This is a genomic window from Bradyrhizobium sp. Tv2a-2 (genome assembly GCF_000472425.1).
GTDB lineage: Bacteria > Pseudomonadota > Alphaproteobacteria > Rhizobiales > Xanthobacteraceae > Bradyrhizobium.
In genome coordinates this window covers 643,779-661,104 of record NZ_AXAI01000001.1, presented here as the reverse complement: position 1 = coordinate 661,104, position 17,326 = coordinate 643,779, and the positions used below count along the sequence as shown (strand labels likewise).

The following is a 17,326-nucleotide window of genomic DNA, read 5'->3' as shown; positions in this document are numbered from 1 at the left end:
CTCTCCTTTTGGCATGCAGTTGAGGTGCTCACCATCAATCCTAGCCAATCACGGCTGACACGCTTGTCCTCATTGTCGGGGACATTCTTATAGGCTGTGGATAGCCGAGCGGTATTTCTGGGCTGGTGATCACATTTCCGCGCGGTGCGCCGCAACAAAAGCAATTTGGCCTCGCGCGTCCGTGAATTCACAACTAAACCACGCCCGCGTGATGAGAGTCGGCGAGGGACGTCGGCCGAGGCCGGAGAACGTTGATGTGGGTGTTGCTGCTGCTGCCCTTTGTCGGACTGCTGTGGGTGCCGTTCTATAATTTTGCCGAACCGTCGCTGTTCGGCTTCCCCTTCTTCTACTGGTATCAGCTCGCCTGGGTGCCGATCACCTCGATCCTGATCTGGCTGGTCTATCGCAGCCGTCCCCATGACGAAGCGCAGTAAGAGGACGGGATCATGACCGGCCAGATCGACTGGATTCCGCTCTCCGTTTTCATCTTCTTCTTCGCGCTCGTGACTGTCATGGGCTTTCTCGCCTCGCGCTGGAAGTCCGGCCCCGTCAACGAACATCTTGACGAATGGGGCCTGGGTGGCCGGCAGTTCGGAACCTGGATCACCTGGTTCCTGGTCGGCGGCGACTTCTACACCGCCTACACCGTGATCGCGGTGCCGGCGCTGGTCTATGCGGTCGGCGCCTTTGGTTTCTTCGCACTGCCCTACACCATCATCGTCTATCCCTTCGTCTTCGCAGTGATGCCGATGTTGTGGACGATCGCGCACAGAAACGGCTATGTCACCGCCGCCGATGTGGTGCGCGGCACCTATAATTCCCGTACGCTCGAGCTTGTCGTGGCGCTGACCGGCATCGTTGCCACGATGCCCTACATCGCGCTGCAGTTGGTCGGCATGGGCACGGTGATCAAGGCCCTGGGCCTGACGGGTGAGCTGCCGATCGTCGCGGCCTTCATCATCCTTGCGCTCTATACCTATAGTTCGGGGTTGCGCGCGCCCGCTCTGATCGCTTTCGTCAAGGACATCATGATTTACATCGTGGTGCTGGTGGCGGTCGTGATCGTGCCGGCAAAGCTCGGCGGCTATGGCGCGGTGTTTGCGGCCGCGGACAAGGCATTCATTGCCAAGGGCGGGGCCACCGGCATCTTGCTGAAGGATTCGCAGATGCTCGCCTACGCGACGCTCGCGCTCGGCTCGGCCTTCGCCGCCTTCATGTATCCGCATACGCTGACCGGGGTGTTCGCCTCCAAATCCGCCGACACCATCCGCAAGAACGCGATCCTGTTGCCCGCCTACACCCTTCTGCTCGGCCTGATCGCTCTGCTCGGCTACATGGCCCACGCCGCAAACATCAAGGTCGACTCGCCCAATGACGTGGTGCCCGTGCTGTTCAAGACGCTGTTCCCGTCCTGGTTCGCGGGTTTTTCCTTCTCGGCGATCGCGATCGGCGCGCTGGTGCCGGCGGCTGTGATGAGCATCGGTGCCGCCAATTTGTTCACGCGCAACGTCTGGAAGATCTATCTCCATCCCGAGATCAGCCATGCCGGCGAAGCTTCCGTCGCCAAGATTACCTCGCTGATCGTCAAGGTCGGTGCGCTGGCATTCACGCTGTTCTTGCCGGTGCAATTTGCGCTCGACCTGCAGCTGCTCGGCGGGTTGTGGATCCTGCAGACTTTTCCCTCGCTTGTATTCTCGCTCTTTACGCGCTGGTTCCGTGCTGAAGGGCTGCTCGCCGGCTGGGCCGTGGGCATCCTATGGGGCTCCTGGACGGCGTGGAGCAATGGCCTCAAGCCGCTTGCGAGCCTCAGCCTCGGCGGCGGGACGTATACCTTTTATGTCGGTCTCGGCGCGTTGATCCTCAACATCGCGGTCGCAGCAATCGTCACGGTGGTGATGGCGTGGATCGCGCCGGCGACCGATCGGAGCGTCGCGGTGCGATCCTGACTGCGTCACGCCAGGCGCTCCTTTAGTCGTTCGACCTCGGCCTTCGCCTTGGGGATCGCGGCATCCTTGACCGGACCATAGCCGCGGATCTCCAGCGGGGCTCGTGCGATGGCGACAAGGTCCGGCAGGTTGTTGGCGTTGAGCTTTGCCAGCATGACATCGATCTCTCGCTCGTACCAAGTGATCAATTCGCGCTCGCCGCGCCGCTCGGCGGTGTAACCGAACGGATCGAACGGCGTGCCGCGCAGGAATTTCGCCCGCGCCAACAGCTTCAGCGGAGTCTGCAGCCACTGCCCGAAGGCGCGCTTGCGCGGACGGCCGCGCGCATCCTGATGCGAAGGCAGGAGCGGCGGAGCGAGATGGTACCTCACCTTGAAATCGCCGGCGAATTCCCGCCGCAACTCGTCGAGGAAGCCGCTCTCCATGTGCAGGCGCGCAACCTCGTATTCGTCCTTGTAGGCCATCAGCTTGAACAGCGACCGGGCTACCGCGTCCGTCAGCTTTTCGGAGCGAAGCGCCGCCTCCGCGTGCCGCACCCGCGCGACGACCGCCTCATACCGCGCGGCATAGGCGCGGTTCTGATACTGCGTGAGGAACGTGCTGCGCTTTTCGATCATCTGCTCGAGCGTCTCCGCCACAGGCTCGCTGCGCGCAGCCTTCGGCAGGAAATCGCGATCGGCGCGGGCGATGCGGCCCCAGGCAAAGGCCCGCTTGTTGCTGATGACGGCAACGCCATTGAGCTCGATCGCGCGGTCGAGGGCCATGAGCGATACCGGCACCAGTCCGTCCTGCCAGGCAAAGCCAAGCATCAGCATGTTGGCATAGACGGTGTCGCCGAGCAGTTGCTCGGCCAGCGCGTTCCCATCGACAGTGTTGAGATGATCTTTGCCGATGACGCGTGCGATCGCGGAGAGGCGCGTGCCGGCGGCAAGATCGGCATCGCGGAAGCGCACAACATCGCCGGTCGGCATTTCCGCAGTGTTGACGGTGGCACGCGTGCCCTTGCGGTAGGTGCCGGAAGCCTTGGGCGATGAGCTCACCACGAGATCGCAGCCGATCAACGCATCGGCCGAGCCCTGGTCGATCCGCACCTGGTGCAGTTCGTCCGGCGTGGCGGCGAGCCGAAGATAGCTCAGCACGGGGCCGAATTTTTGTGCAAAGCCGGTGAAATCCAGCACCGAGACGCCGCGCCCCTCGAGATGGGCAGCCATCGCGATCAGCGCACCCACGGTGATGACGCCGGTGCCGCCGACGCCGGTCACCAGGAGATCAAAGGGACGATCGAGCGGCGCTGGCGTCGGCAACGGCAGCGTTGCGGCGCGCGCGAGCGGATCGACTTCGGTCGTGGCCTTGGCACGTCGCTTGCCGCCCTCGATCGTGACAAAGCTCGGGCAGAAGCCATTGAGGCAGGAGAAATCCTTGTTGCAGGTCGAGAGATTGATCTTGCGCTTGCGCCCGAACGGCGTCTCCTTCGGTTCGACGCTGAGGCAGTTCGACTCCACGGAGCAGTCGCCGCAGCCTTCGCAGACGAGGTCGTTGATGTAGGCAAAGCGGGCGGGGTCCTGCATCTGGCCGCGCTTGCGGCGGCGGCGCTTCTCGGTGGCGCAGGTCTGCTCATAGATCAGCACCGTAACGCCCTCGATCCCGCGCAGCTCCCGCTGCACCGCATCGAGCTGCTCGCGTGGGTGGATGCTCACGCCTTGCGGAAAATCCCTCGCCGCGAATTTATCCGCATGGTCGGAGACCAGCGCGATGCGCGAGACGCCTTCGGCGCGGACGCTGTGGGCGATGGCGTGCACGCTCACCGGGCCGTCGACCGGCTGGCCGCCGGTCATCGCGACTGCATCGTTGAACAGGATCTTGTAGGTGATGTTGGCGCGCGCTGCGATCGCTTGGCGGATCGCCATCGAGCCGGAGTGATAATAGGTGCCTTCGCCGAGATTCTGGAAGATGTGTTTGTGGCCGGTGAAGCGCGAGGAGGCCGCCCAGTTGACGCCTTCGCCTCCCATCTGGATCAGCGACGATGTCTCGCGGTCCATCCAGCTCGCCATGAAATGGCAGCCGATGCCGGCAAGCGCCTTCGATCCCTCGGGCACCTTGGTCGAAGTGTTGTGCGGGCAGCCCGAGCAGAAATAGGGCGTGCGGGTCGCGCCCGCGACCGTGACCATGCGCTGCGCATCCGGTGCGAGCGCTGCTGCGCGTTCCCCAAGCTTCAGCTCTGGAAACAGCGGATCAAGCCGCCGCGCCAGCACGTCGGCCAGCGCGCGCGGAGACAATTCGCCAGTCCATGAGATCAGCCGCGCTCCGCTTTCGTCATGCTTGCCGACCATGCGCTCGGGTTTGGCGCCGGGATAGTCGTAGAAATATTCCTTGAACTGGCTTTCGATGATGCCGCGCTTTTCCTCGACCACCAGGATCTCGCGCTTGCCCGTGACGAAGGCCATCGCGTCATGCAGTGCCAGCGGCCAGACCATGCCGACCTTGTAGATGTCGATGCCGAGGCTGCGGCAGGCCGCCTCATCGAGGCCGATCAGCCGCATCGCCTCCATCAGGTCGAGATGCGCCTTGCCCGTGGTGACAATGCCGTAACTGGCGTTCGGGACATTGTAGACACGGCGGTCGATCGGGTTGGCTTTGGCGAAGGCATAGACCGCGTGCTTCTTCGCTTCCAGCCGTTCCTCGATCTGCGGGCCGGGCAGATCGGGCCAGCGGTAGTGCAGGCCGCCAGGCGGCGGCGTGAAATCCGGCTTGATGAATCGCCGCGGCGGGCGCAGCGCGACGGAGGCGCCTGACTCCACGATCTCGGAGATCGCCTTGAAGCCGACCCACATGCCGGAGAAGCGGCTCAGCGCGTAGCCATATTCGCCGAACGCCAGATATTCGGCGACGCTTGCGGGGTGCAGGGTCGGCATGAACCAGCTCATGAAGGCGACGTCGGATTGGTGCGGCATCGAGGACGACACGCAGCCATGGTCGTCGCCGGCGACAACAAGCACGCCGCCATGCGGCGAGGAGCCGTAGGCATTGCCATGCTTGAGTGCGTCGCCCGAGCGGTCGACGCCGGGCCCCTTGCCATACCAGAGGCCGAACACGCCCTCGACTTCGCGATTCGTTTGCGTCTCCACCTGCTGCGAGCCGAGTACGGCGGTCGCGGCGAGGTCTTCGTTCACCGCCGGCAGGAATTCGACGCGCTGCGCTCTCAATTGCTCCTTGATGCGCCAGAGCTCGAGATCGACGCCGCCGAGCGGCGAGCCGCGATAGCCGGAGATGAAGCCGGCGGTGTTGAGCCCGTTTTCACGATCGCGCCGGGCCTGGTCGAGCGCGATGCGGACGATCGCCTGGGTACCCGTGAGGAACACGCGGCCCTGCTCGCGCTCATAGCGGTCGGCGAGCTGGTAGATGTCGAGTGAGGGTCTGTCGTCCATGGCCGGCCTCCGGCGGAAAAGCGCTTCGCTTGCAACAACGCTAATCCCTTGATGTTGGCAGGTCTTGCCTATCTGTTGCCTCGGGGAGGCAAACAGCGGTAAGATTTCTCGCCAATGGTGCGTTTTTGGTAGAACCTTTCGATATGGATGCGATTCATGGTTGAAGAGCAGGACCAGCGGATTCTCGCCGAGCTGCAGAAGGACGGCCGCGCGACCAACCAGCAGCTTGCGGATGCTGTGGGCATGTCGACCTCGGCATGCTGGCGCCGCGTCCGCGCGCTTGAAGCCGAGGGCATCATCCGCGGTTATTCGGCGCTGCTCGATCGCGAAAAAGCGGGCTTTGCGACCTCGGCCGTCCTGCATGTCTCGCTGGAGCGCCACGACGCGACCTTTGTCGATCAGTTCGTCGCGCAGGTGAGCAAGCGGAGCGAGGTGCTGGAGTGTTTCGCCACCACGGGCGACGCGGACTATCATCTGCGCGTCGTGGTGCGCGACATGCAGGCCTATAATGATTTCCTCGACAGCTTCATGTTCCGCCTGCCCGGCATCCGCTATGTCCGCACCAACATGATCTTGAAGGAGATCAAGACTGGCGTGGCGCTGCCGTTTGCGGGGAGGGCGAAGCGGAGGTGAGGGTGACGAAGTGATGCCCAGCACACTGCTCCCTGTCGGTGAAGCGCGCCGATTCAATTTTTCAAACAGCGCATTCTGTCATTGCGAGGAGCGCAGCGACGAAGCAATCCAGCGGGACCGGACAATCGAAACGTGCTTTGCGTTGACACGGCCCGCCGTGGTCCGGATTATGCGCGGGAAGATGGGAGGACGACCATGACGACGTACACGCGACGAAGGATCCTGCGGAATGCAGCCTCGGGCAGCGCAGCTTTCGCAGTCGGCGCCACTGCAGCGTCGCTTGCGCAGGGCCAGTCCGCGCCGCAGCGGCCCAACATCGTCTTCATCATCGCCGACGACATGGGCCATGCGGACATCTCCTGCAACGGCGCCCGCGATTTCACGACGCCGAACATCGATCGGATCGCGGCCCAAGGCGCGCGCTTCACCCAGTCCTATGCCAATTCCCCTGTTTGCACCGCCTCGCGCGTTGCGATCATCACGGGCCGCTACCAGGTTCGGCTGCCGGTGGGCCTCGAAGAGCCGATCGCGGGTATTACCAAACCTGATGTTGGCTTGCCGCCGGAGCATCCGACGCTGCCGTCCCTGCTCAAGAAGGTCGGCTATGGCACGACCCTGGTCGGGAAATGGCACCTCGGCAATCTCCCCAATTTCAGCCCGCTGAAAAGCGGCTACGATCATTTCTACGGCTATCGCAGCGGCGCGGTGGACTATTTCCGCCACGTCAACACCGGCGGCAAGCCCGATCTCTGGGACGGCGACCAGCCGGTCGAGCAGACCGGCTATATGACGAGCCTGCTCGGAGATCGCGCGGTGAAGGTGATCGAAGGGTACGCCCAAGCCGGCCAGCCGTTCCTGCTCAGCCTTCACTTCAGCGCGCCGCATTGGCCGTGGGAAGGCCCGGACGACCAGGCGGAGTCCGATCGCCTCGGCGGTCACAACATTCGCCACTATGACGGCGGCTCGCGCGAGACCTACCGCAAGATGATTCTTGCGATGGACGAGCAGATCGGGCGCGTCTTGAAGGCGCTCGAGGACCACGCACTGGCGCGCAACACCATCGTGATCTTCACCAGCGACAACGGCGGCGAGCGTTTCTCCGACACCTGGCCCTTCAACGGCCGCAAGACCGAGCTTCTCGAGGGTGGCTTGCGCATTCCCGCGCTGATCTCATGGCCCGCACGCATCAAGGGCGGCCTGGTGAGCGAGCAGGTCACGGCCAACATAGACTGGCTGCCGACACTATGCGCCGCAGCAGGCACGACGCCGGATTCCGCCTATCCGCCTGACGGCATGAATCTGTTGCCGCAGCTTGTCGACGGCGCTGCGCCGGTCGAGCGGCGGCTGTTCTGGCGCTACAAGTCGCAATGGCAGCGCGCCGCGCGCATCGGCGACTGGAAATATCTCAAGATCCTCGACAACACGTTCCTGTTCAACGTCGCCACCGATCCCATGGAGCGCGCCAATCTGAAGGAGCGGCACAAGGATATCTACGAGCATCTGGTCGCCGAGTGGAACGCATGGAACGCGACCATGCTGCCGGAGGTGGCAACGAGCTTCACCGAGAACAACCGATCCAAGGAATGGGTTGACCGCCCGGGCGCAATGCCGGTGACGCTCGATCCGGATCCGGAGTTGAAGTGAGAGTGTGCGGCTCGTCCTGGCTTTCGCCAGGACGCCGGAGGACGCCGAAATCAGCGCGCTTCCGCAACGAACCTGTTGCGCAATGTCCCGATCCCCGTGATGTCGATCTCGACGACGTCGCCGGCCTTCAGGTCCGGTGAAGCGCCGTCAGTGCCCATCCAGATCACGTCGCCCGGCCACAACGTGAAATACTTGGTCAGCTCGACGATGAAGGGCACGATGCCGAAGATCATGTCGTTGGTGTGGAAGCGTCCGGTCTCCTTGCCGTTCACGCGGATCACGGTTTCCATCTTGTCGAGGTCGACATCGGTCTCGATCCACGGGCCCATCGGTTTGAAGGTGTCGCAATTCTTGGAACGCCACAGGCCGCGATCCGCTTTCTGCCAGGTGCGCTCGCTGACATCGTTGCCGATGGTGTAGCCGAATACGCAATCCATCGCGTTCTCTGCGGTCAGGTGCTTCGCCTTCTTGCCGATGACGACGACGAGCTCGCCTTCATAGTGGATCTTCTCGGTTGCGGTCGCCGGGATCACCACGTCCTCATCATGCGCGATCAGCGCGTTCTGAGCGCGGTAGCCGATCTCGGGCCTGTCGGGGACGTTGGGCACCTCGCCGCGCTTGTCGGCGGCTTCCTTCAGGTGCTTCAGGTAGTTGAGTCCAACGCAATAGAAGGTGCGCGGGATCAGCGGCAGCTCGATCTTGACGTCCTTGAGCGCGTGGGTTCGCGCGGTACGCTGCCACTCGCCGAAGGGATCGCCGCTGACGGCGATCACGCGGTCGCCTTCCATGATGCCCCAGGAGGTATTGCCCGTGGCGGTGAATTTGAGCCAACGCATGTTGCTTTCCCTTATTCGGCGGCTGCGCGCGGCGGGGTCTTCCACGCACCGGCGGAAGGCCGCTTCAGCCCGAGATTTTCGCGCAAGGTTTTCCCGGCATAGTCCTTATGAAACAGGCCGCGGCGCTGCAATTCCGGCACCACGTGGCGTACGAAATCGGCATAGGAACCCGGCACATAAGTCGCCGCGATGACAAAGCCGTCGCAGCCGCGGTTGACGAACATGTCCTCGAGCTTGTCCGCGATCTCCTTTGGTCCGCCCACGATGGCATCCTGGGTCTGGCCGCGGCCCGAGAAGGTGATGAAGTCGCGCGTCGAGGGATTGGTCTTGCCTGACGTGCGCAGCACGCCGTCGCGGATGCCGAGCATGCCCTGCATCCCCTGCAACTCCTCTGTCGTGAGCGGCTCATCGATCGGCTTGGCGGCGAAGTCGAAGTTCAGCCCTTCGGCCAGCAGTGACAGCGCGTCGATCTCGAGCGGCAGTTTGTGGATCAACGCCATCTTGTCCTCGGCTTCCGCCTGGGTGGCTCCGCAGACTGGCGTCACCAGGTTGCAGAGGAACATCTGGTCGGGATCGCGTCCGGCTTTCGCCGCCTCGTTGCGGATGGCGTCATAACCCTGTTTGGCGCTTGCGACATTGCGCGCGGCGGTGAAGATGACCTCGCCCCAACGCCCGGCAAAACGCTGGCCGCGCCCGGAGGCACCGGCCTGGATCACGACGGGATGACCCTGCGGCGAGCGCGGCACGGTGAAAGGACCGCGCGACTTGAAGAAGGCGCCGTCGTGATCGAGCCGTTTCACCTTGGTCGGATCGGCGAAACGGCCGCTCTTCTTGTCGATGATCAGCGAGCCGTCTTCCCAGCTGTCCCAATGGCCGAGCACCACCTCCATGAACTCGTCGGCGCGGTCGTAGCGATGATCATGCTCGAGATGGCTTTCGCGGCCCATGTTGAGCGCTTCGCCGTCGTTGACCGATGTCACCACGTTCCACGCGGCACGGCCGCCGGTCATCAGGTCCAGCGTCGCAAAGCGCCGCGCCACGTCGAACGGCTCGAAATAGGTGGTTGAGCAGGTCGAGGCGAGGCCGAGTTTTTCCGTGACCATGCCCATGGCGGTCAGCACGATCACGGGATCCATCTTCACACAGCGGATGCCGTATTCGACGGTGTGGGCGTGATCATTGCCGTAGCGGTCGGGCATCGCGAGGCGATCGTCGAAGAAGGCCATATGGAACTTGCCGGCTTCGAGAATGCGGGCGATCTCCTGATAGTAGTCCGCCGACATCGAATCGTCGCGCGACTCCGGATGGCGCCATGAACTCGGCAAATTGGTGCAATTCTGCGCCTGCAGAAAGCCGACCATCGCCATTTGCCGTGTCATTCTGCTCTCCCTGGTCGGCTCTTCATGTAAGCTCGAGGTCGGCGGCGAGACCATAATCACGCGCAAGCGCGCGCAACTTGTCCCAGGTCGCATCCTCGACCTCGATGCCGTTTTTCCCGCGCTCCTGCTCGCGCAGATATTCGATCTCGCCGGGATAGAACACGCCGCGCGAGCCTTCCGAGGGCGGCGTCGATTTCAGATAGCGCGCGAAGTCGGCGACTTCCTGTTTGAATTTGTCGAGAGGGCGGAACGCTGCGACATTGAACACGGCCATGAAGCAGCCGTCATTGTGCCGGCCGATCGGCTCGACGCCGAAACCGAGCCCGGTGAGCAGTCCGCACAGCACTTCCACCATCGCGGCAAGGCCGCTACCCTTATAGCCCTCGGTGCCGCCGAGCGGCAGCAGCGCGCCGCCCTTGCGATAGTCCGTGGGATCGGTGGTGTGCCGCCCCTCGGCATCGATGATCCAGCCCTGTGGAATTTGCTCGCCGCGCGCAACCGCCAGCGCGATCTTGCCGGCGGCAACCGCGGAGGTTGCCATATCAAGGTAGAACGGCGCCTCCAGTTCGGACGGCACCGCGATTGCGATCGGATTGGTGCCGAGCCGCGCCTCGCGGCCACCGAAGGGCGCGACATGCTTGGGCGAACGTCCCGAATCCGCGGTCGCAAGCCCGATCATGCCCGCGCGCGCCGCCATTAGCGGATAGGCGGCGAGCCGTCCGACATGGCTCTGCCGGAACACGGTGCAGGCCGCGACGTTGGCGGTCTTGGCCTTCTCGATCGTCAGCGCCATCGCCTTGGCGTTGACGTGAAAACCAAAGCCCCAATTGCCGTCGATCACGGTCGTGGTCGGCGATTCCTGCACAATGGTAAAGGGCGCGCCCGGCACGATATGCCCGGCCTTGACGCGGTCGATGTAAGTCGGAACCGCGATGATGCCGTGGGAATCATGGCCGGCGAGGTTGGCGTTGACACAGCCGGTGGCCACCGCCTGCGCCTCCTCCTCCGATGCGCCGGCGGCCTTGAGCAGCGCCGCGCCGATGCGGGCGAGGCGATCGGCTTCGACGATCGGCATGGCATTCCTCTTTTCGTGCCCGCCATTGCGAAAACGGCGGATCTTGCTTGTTCTAATCGTGCCATCGTCGCAAAGAGACGAGATGCCTGCAATGGTATTTGAACGCTGATCGGTCGCCAGCCTGTCATAGGTGCGATGCAACCGCTGGACCTCTCAAGGTTAGTATTTGCTTGCCTGCCGAGGTCGTTCGCTCCGTAGTTCTCAGGATATTTCTATTGCCGAATTAGCGGGACGTTCACCCTGAATTGGGTTTGCCGCATCCACTAACGCGCATTTAGGCCGCGCCACTCCATAAAACGGCAAGAATCGCCGATGGGATGGATGGTCTTGAAGTCGCATATTGCGCGTACATTTGCTGCGTTGAGCGCGACCAACGAAGCGATCCTGTACGCAAAATCCCAGGAGCAACTCTACCGCAAGGTCTGCGAGGCCGCGTTCTCGAGCGGCGACTTCATGGCTGTGACGGTGTTCCTGCTGGAGGAGGAAAGCGGGCTTCTGCGCTGCGCCGCCGGTTTCGGCGAAGATGTTGCGCGGCTGCGCAGCATCGACATCTCCAGCATCGCCGGACGGCCCGAAGGCGAGGGCGTCTGTGGCAAGGCGTTCCGCAACCGGGCGATCTGCATCAGCAACGATTTCCTCAAACAGTCGCACTCGCTGGCCTGGCGCGACGGCGCCACTAAGGCGCAGGTCGGAGCTGCGGCCGCGCTGCCCTTGATCTGCGGCGGCCGCAGCGTCGGTGTTCTCCTTGTCACGCGGCGCGAGGCCGGCTCGATCACCGACGAGATCGTGTCGCTCCTGGAGCGCATGAGCGCCAACATCTCCTATGCGCTCGACAATTTCGAGCGCGAGAACGCCCGCCAGCGGAGCGAGCGGGCGATGCGCCGGCTCAACCGGATGTTTGCGGCCATCAGCGCCACCAACGAGGCGATCATCCGGGTGAAGAGCCGCGGTGAACTGCTTGACGTGGTCTGCCAGGCGGCCGTGCTCGGCGGCATGTTCAATTCGGCCAGCATCGCGCTGCTGGAGCCCGGCGGCCGATATCTGCACATCGTGGCGGCGAAGGGGCGCTTCTCCGAGCGCATGCTTTCTAGCCGCTGCGCGATCGCGGATGATCACCCCGAGGCACATGGCGCGATCGGCACCTCGTTCCGTACGGGCCGGCCCTGCATCATGAACGACTATCTTGCCGAGCCGCGCAGTTCTCACTGGCACGATCTCGCACGGGCCGAGGGAACCCGGGCCAGTGCGAGCTTCCCGCTGCTGCAGAACGGCGACAAGCCCATCGGTGGCCTGTTGTTCCTGGCGCCCGAGAAGGACGCCTTTACGCCCGATCTGGTCGAGCTGTTGGCGCGGCTTGCCGAGAACGTTTCCTTTGCGCTGGATAATTTCGACCGCGCCGAGGAAAAGGCCCGGACCGAGCAGCAAAAGGAGCGACTGGCGCGCATGTTCGCTGCGCTATCCTCGACCAACGAGGCGATCATGCGCTCGCGCTCCCGCGCCGAGCTTTTCGAGCTGGTCTGCGAGGCCGCAGCGGCGGGCGGCAGGTTCACTTCCACCAGCATTTCGCTGGCGCGGCCCGGCTCCGATTTCCTGGAGATGGTGGGCATAGCTGGGCCGACCGCCGAGAACAGTCGTCATGTGCGGGTCTCAATCAGCGAAGCCCATCCCGAAGGGCGCGGTGTATGCGGCACGGCGTTCCGCTCGGGGTTGGCTTGCGTCAGCAACGACTATTTCGCCGAGGCGAGCTTCTGCGCCTTTCACGGCGTGCTCCGCGACGATGGCGCGCATGCCGCGGCGGCATTTCCGCTTTCGGTACGCGGCCGCACGGCGGGCACCATGCTGTTCATTGCCGCCGAGAAGGATACCTTCACTTTCGAATTCACCGAGCTCCTGCAGCGGCTCGCCACCAATGTCTCCTTTGCGCTGGAGAATTTCGACCGCGTCGACGAGAAGACCAAGGCCGACGAACGCATCGAATATCTCGCTTCGCACGACAGCCTGACCCGGCTGCCGAACCGGGAAATGTTCAACGAGCTGTTGCGCCATGCGATCGACACCGCGCATCGCAACCAGCGCCGTTTCGCCGTGCTGTTCATCGATCTCGATCGCTTCAAGGTCATCAACGATTCGCTCGGCCACCAGGCGGGCGATGCGCTGCTGGTCGAGGTCGCCGGGCGGCTCAAGCGCGCGCTGCGCGCCAGCGACGTGGTGGCGCGGCTCGGCGGTGACGAGTTCGTGGTCATTCTCGGCGAGGCCGACCAGATCAGCGATGTCGAGCGCATCGCGCGCAACCTGCTCTTCGTGCTGAGCCAACCGCTGCAGCTCTCCGGCCATGAATGGCAGACCACCGCGAGCATCGGGATCGCGATGTATCCGGCCGACGGGCTGGACGTACAGGCGCTGACCAAGAACGCCGACATGGCGATGTATCTCGCCAAGGAAGACGGCAAGAACGCCTTCCGCTTCTTCACCAAGGACACTCGAAATCTCTCGATCGAGCGCCTGCAGCTCGAGGCGGCGCTGCGGCGCGCTCTGGAGCGTGGCCAGCTCTCGCTGCACTATCAGCCCAAGGTCGGCATGGCCGGCGAGGGCGTCACCGGCGTCGAGGCGCTGTTGCGCTGGAGCCATCCGGCGTTCGGCGCGGTCTCGCCCGCGCAATTCATTCCGCTCGCCGAGGAAACCGGCCTTGTAGTGCCGATCGGGCGCTGGGTCTTGCGCGAGGCCTGTGCCCAGGCCATGCGCTGGCTGCGTCCATTGTCGGTTGCCGTCAACCTATCGCCGCGGCAATTTGCCGACGAGCATCTTCTTGATGATATCGACGAGGCGCTCGAGCGAAGCGGCCTGTCGCCGCAGCTTCTGCAGCTCGAGGTCACCGAGAGCATGGTTATGCGCAACGTCTCGCGGGCGGTGAAGGTGATGGAGGCGATCCGAAGCCGTGGCGTGCGGCTGGCGATCGACGATTTCGGCACCGGTTATTCCTCTATGTCGCTCCTGAAGCAGCTGCCGATCGACACCATCAAGATCGACCGCTCCTTCGTCCGCGACCTGCCGGCGGATTCGGAGGACTGTGCCATCGTCCAGGCGATCATCAGCATGGCCAAGGCGCTGGACCTGATGATCATCGCCGAGGGCGTGGAGACGCCCGAGCAGGAGGGCTTTTTGCGCGAGCTCGGCTGCGACGAGATGCAGGGCTTCCTGTTCAGCCGGCCGGTCGTGGCGGAGGACCTCTCAAGATTCGTTCAGTCCGCCGCGCGCGTAACTTCGCCGCCGCTGCAGCCTTATGTTGGCGGCGCGGTCGGGCGGGTTAGGGTGCGCTAAAGCATGATCCGGAAAAGTGTGTAGCGGTTTTCCGAAGAGATCATGCTCAATCAAAGACCTAAAGCGCGATGACGATTCAACCAAATCTCATCGCGCTTTAAGAGCAAACCGCCTACTTCTCCTCCGGCACCGAGGTCGCGGTCGCCGGGCCTTCGCCCATGATCAAGAGCACGGCGTCCTCGTCCTTGGCGCCGTCCCAATGGACCTGCTTGCCGAAATGCGTGACAAAACTGCCGGCCGGCATCGGGACGGTGCCGTGTTCGGGATCGAATTTTGCGCCCGAGCCGACCCACCATGTGCCCTGCAGCACCACGATGTAACGGTCGTTGGGATGGAAATGCGGGTGGCTGAAATGGTTGCCCTTGGTCCATTTGGTGTAGACCATGTAGAAGCCCGGCTTGTTGGGATCGCCGACCACGACTGCGTTCTGGCCGCCGCGCGCGTCGACCGGCCCCCAGGGAATCTGGTCAGGCAGCTTGTAGACCACTGCGGCGGGATTGAGCTCGGCTGCCGCGCCGATGCTCAAGGTGGCGACGAGTGCCAGGGGTATGGCGAGATAGTGCCGCAGGCGGCCGCGTCGTGCGGTTGTCGTTTTTGTCTGCATTGTTTCCTCCCTCAACGTCCCATCCTGGAATAGCCGGCGGGTTATGTTGTTATGCTAGCCGGACGGGTTCGTGCCGCGCAAGGCGTGCGGCGATGCGCTGCCGCGTGGTGCAACCCGCACTTGCAGCATGGCAAGGGGCGTTTACGCGGTTGGCGGCGATGCTATGTTGCGGCTGTGACAAAACGACCAAACAAAAGGCCCAGGCTTGCAGTCCAAGCATGCGGTCTGAACAAACAGAGGGAGGCTCACGCTCATGCAACGTTCATCGATACTTGCCGCCGCAATTCTCGCCGGTGCCGCGACCATGCAATTTGCCACCATGGCGGCCGGCGAAAGCGGCGGCTGGATCACGCTGCTCGATTCCGGCAACAAGGGCGAGTGGAGCGAGGTCGGCAAAGCCAACTGGACCATGAAAGATGGCGCGATGACCGCCGACAAGCTCGACGGCAAGGACCCGTCCTATCTGGTCAGCAAGGACTCGTACAAGGATTTCCAGATCAGGGCGGAGTTCTGGGTCGACGAGGAGGCCAACAGCGGCATCTTCATCCGCTGCGATCAGGCCGACAAGATCGACTCCAAGATCTGCTACGAGGTGAACATCTTCGACAAGCGGCCGGACCCGAGCTACGGCACCGGTGCGATCGTCGATGTCGCCAAGGTCGATCCGATGCCGAAGGCCGCCGGCAAGTGGAACACCTATGAGATCACTGCGAAGGGGCCGCATCTCACCATCGTGCTCAACGGTCAGAAGACCGCCGATGTCGAGGACTCCAAACATCTGGGCGGACACTTCGCCCTGCAATACGGCTCCGGGGTGGTGAAGTTCCGCAAGGTCGAGATCAAGCCGCTGTAAGCCCGCGATCACCTGCATTGTTTCGAGGAGCTCATCGCCTGATGGCGGTGGGCTCTTTTTTCATCGGTGGTTTCGTGCGAGGACGATCTCCGCGCGGCATGAATCGCGCAATTCCACTACACTTCGTTAACCGGTCCGGCATTCGCGATGCGACTAACTGTCGTGACACGCTCAAGATACTTTTAACCAAGAAACTTTATCATCCCTCAAGGCCGGACGAGGCCTCGAGTGGTGCGCTTTTCTTTTTTGACTGCACCCGGTTGCGTTCGAAACGGCTCGGTTGACACGCGCGAGGATGACAGCTTCAGCCCTTGCAGAATAGGGCGAAAATTTCGCGATTGAATGCAGGGTACGTTAACTAGGAATTTAGGAATTGGTTGTGCGTACCCCTGCGTCCCTTAAGGGTTTGATTAAATTACCCTGGAAATTGGGGACCGTAATGCGTGTCGCTGTCGTTCACGACTGGCTCTATACGATCGGCGGAGCCGAGCAGGTCCTGCGCGAAATCCTTGCCTGCTATCCTGACGCCGACGTTTTCACGCTGTTCGACCTGCTCTCGGTCGAAGAGCGCTGGAAGCTTGGCTTCGAGAAATCGCGCACGAGCTTTCTGCAGAAGCTGCCGATGCTCGCGCGGTATCACCGCTCCTATCTGCCGCTGATGGGAATCGCGATCGAGCAGTTCGACCTGTCGAGCTACGATCTCGTGATCTCCTCGAGCTACGCGGTCGCGAAGGGCGTCATCACCGGCCCCGACCAGCTGCACGTCGCCTATGTGCACTCGCCGATGCGTTATGCCTGGGATCTGCAGCACGTGTATCTGAAGGAGAGCGGCTACGATACCGGTCTCAAGAGCGTGATCGCGCGCTCGATCCTGCACCGCATGCGGCTGTGGGACGTGCGGACCGCGCACGGCCCGGACGCGATCTTCACCAATTCGCAGTTCGTGGCGCGGCGGGTGAAGAAGATCTACGGCCGCGACGCCAGGGTGATCTATCCGCCGGTCACGCTGTCCAGCCGCGACACGGCACTGCCGGCCGGCAACCATTTTCTCGCGGCGTCCCGCCTCGTGCCCTACAAGCGCATCGAGCCGATCGTGCGCGCCTTCAACGCCATGCCCGATCTCAAGCTCGTGGTGGCGGGCGACGGGCCGGAGGCCGGGCGGCTGAAGAAGCTCGCCGGCCCCAATGTCAATTTCGCGGGCTTTGTCTCGGACAGGCGCCTGCGCGAACTGATGGCGACTGCGCGCGCGTTTGTGTTCGCGGCGGAAGAGGATTTCGGTATCGTGCTGGTCGAGGCGCAGTCGGAAGGCGCGCCGGTGCTGGCGCTCGGGCGCGGCGGCGCCCGCGAGTCGATCGCAGCAGGCGGTCCCCATGCCACCGGCATGTATTTCGAGAGCCCCGATCCGGCGTCGATCGCAGACTGCGTCAGGTCGTTCGTCGCGCGCGAGACTGCGATCTCGCGTGCCGACTGCCGGCAGCACGCGGCGTTCTTCTCCGCGGAACGTTTCCGCAGGCAGTTGGTCTCGGCCGTCAACGAGGAATTGGAGCATTTCCATGCCGGCAGGCAGCGGCGCTCCTTGCCGCGTCTGGTCGCCTGAGGCGCGTAGTAAGTTG

General features: G+C 63.3%; 12 protein-coding genes. 7 read left to right on the top strand and 5 right to left on the bottom strand.

Annotated features, from left to right (window positions below; all coding sequences use genetic code 11):
- The first annotated feature begins 254 nt into the window (after positions 1 to 254).
- Together A3AI_RS0103195 and mctP are read left to right on the top strand one after the other, a co-directional pair.
- Positions 255 to 434, top strand: a complete 180-nt coding sequence (locus A3AI_RS0103195; RefSeq protein WP_024514189.1) for a DUF3311 domain-containing protein — start codon at positions 255 to 257, stop codon at positions 432 to 434.
- Between the two features lie 12 nt (positions 435 to 446).
- Entirely contained in the window at positions 447 to 1,946 is a 1,500-nt protein-coding gene (mctP, locus tag A3AI_RS0103190) for a monocarboxylate uptake permease MctP (RefSeq protein WP_024514188.1), read from the top strand.
- Between the two features lie 5 nt (positions 1,947 to 1,951).
- Here mctP and A3AI_RS42050 read toward each other — a convergent pair whose 3' ends face one another.
- Entirely contained in the window at positions 1,952 to 5,371 is a 3,420-nt protein-coding gene (locus A3AI_RS42050; protein WP_036047299.1) for an indolepyruvate ferredoxin oxidoreductase family protein, read from the bottom strand.
- A gap of 156 nt (positions 5,372 to 5,527) precedes the next feature.
- Here A3AI_RS42050 and A3AI_RS0103180 point away from each other — a divergent pair, with 156 nt between their 5' ends.
- On the top strand, positions 5,528 to 6,004 hold the full coding sequence (locus A3AI_RS0103180) for an Lrp/AsnC family transcriptional regulator (protein WP_024514187.1): 477 nt from the start codon (positions 5,528 to 5,530) through the stop codon (positions 6,002 to 6,004).
- Between the two features lie 195 nt (positions 6,005 to 6,199).
- Positions 6,200 to 7,648: a sulfatase family protein gene (locus tag A3AI_RS0103175; protein WP_024514186.1), complete on the top strand. Its 1,449-nt coding sequence runs from the start codon at positions 6,200 to 6,202 to the stop codon at positions 7,646 to 7,648.
- A 50-nt stretch (positions 7,649 to 7,698) separates the two neighbouring features.
- Here the strand turns inward: A3AI_RS0103175 and A3AI_RS0103170 are convergent, their stop codons facing one another.
- The 3 genes from A3AI_RS0103170 to A3AI_RS0103160 are packed head-to-tail and all read right to left on the bottom strand — an operon-like array spanning position 7,699 to position 10,938.
- The gene (locus A3AI_RS0103170; protein ID WP_024514185.1) at positions 7,699 to 8,484 is read right to left on the bottom strand and encodes a fumarylacetoacetate hydrolase family protein; all 786 of its coding nucleotides are present in this window, start codon (positions 8,482 to 8,484) and stop codon (positions 7,699 to 7,701) included.
- Between the two features lie 11 nt (positions 8,485 to 8,495).
- The gene (locus tag A3AI_RS0103165; RefSeq protein WP_024514184.1) at positions 8,496 to 9,863 is read right to left on the bottom strand and encodes an LLM class flavin-dependent oxidoreductase; all 1,368 of its coding nucleotides are present in this window, start codon (positions 9,861 to 9,863) and stop codon (positions 8,496 to 8,498) included.
- 22 nt (positions 9,864 to 9,885) lie between these two features.
- A complete protein-coding gene (locus A3AI_RS0103160) occupies positions 9,886 to 10,938 on the bottom strand; it encodes an Ldh family oxidoreductase (RefSeq protein ID WP_024514183.1) in 1,053 nt (350 codons plus the stop codon).
- Between the two features lie 327 nt (positions 10,939 to 11,265).
- Here A3AI_RS0103160 and A3AI_RS49870 point away from each other — a divergent pair, with 327 nt between their 5' ends.
- On the top strand, positions 11,266 to 14,256 hold the full coding sequence (locus A3AI_RS49870; RefSeq protein ID WP_349509679.1) for a bifunctional diguanylate cyclase/phosphodiesterase: 2,991 nt from the start codon (positions 11,266 to 11,268) through the stop codon (positions 14,254 to 14,256).
- 112 nt (positions 14,257 to 14,368) lie between these two features.
- Here A3AI_RS49870 and A3AI_RS0103150 read toward each other — a convergent pair whose 3' ends face one another.
- On the bottom strand, positions 14,369 to 14,860 hold the full coding sequence (locus A3AI_RS0103150; protein ID WP_051382267.1) for a cupin domain-containing protein: 492 nt from the start codon (positions 14,858 to 14,860) through the stop codon (positions 14,369 to 14,371).
- A gap of 304 nt (positions 14,861 to 15,164) precedes the next feature.
- On the opposite strand from A3AI_RS0103150, the gene A3AI_RS0103145 reads away from it, so the two are divergent.
- Positions 15,165 to 15,713 carry a 3-keto-disaccharide hydrolase gene (locus A3AI_RS0103145; RefSeq protein WP_024514180.1) on the top strand — a complete coding sequence of 183 codons (549 nt, stop codon included), beginning with the start codon at positions 15,165 to 15,167 and terminating at the stop codon, positions 15,711 to 15,713.
- Between the two features lie 439 nt (positions 15,714 to 16,152).
- On the top strand, positions 16,153 to 17,310 hold the full coding sequence (locus tag A3AI_RS0103140; RefSeq protein ID WP_024514179.1) for a glycosyltransferase: 1,158 nt from the start codon (positions 16,153 to 16,155) through the stop codon (positions 17,308 to 17,310).
- Positions 17,311 to 17,326: the final 16 nt, after the last annotated feature.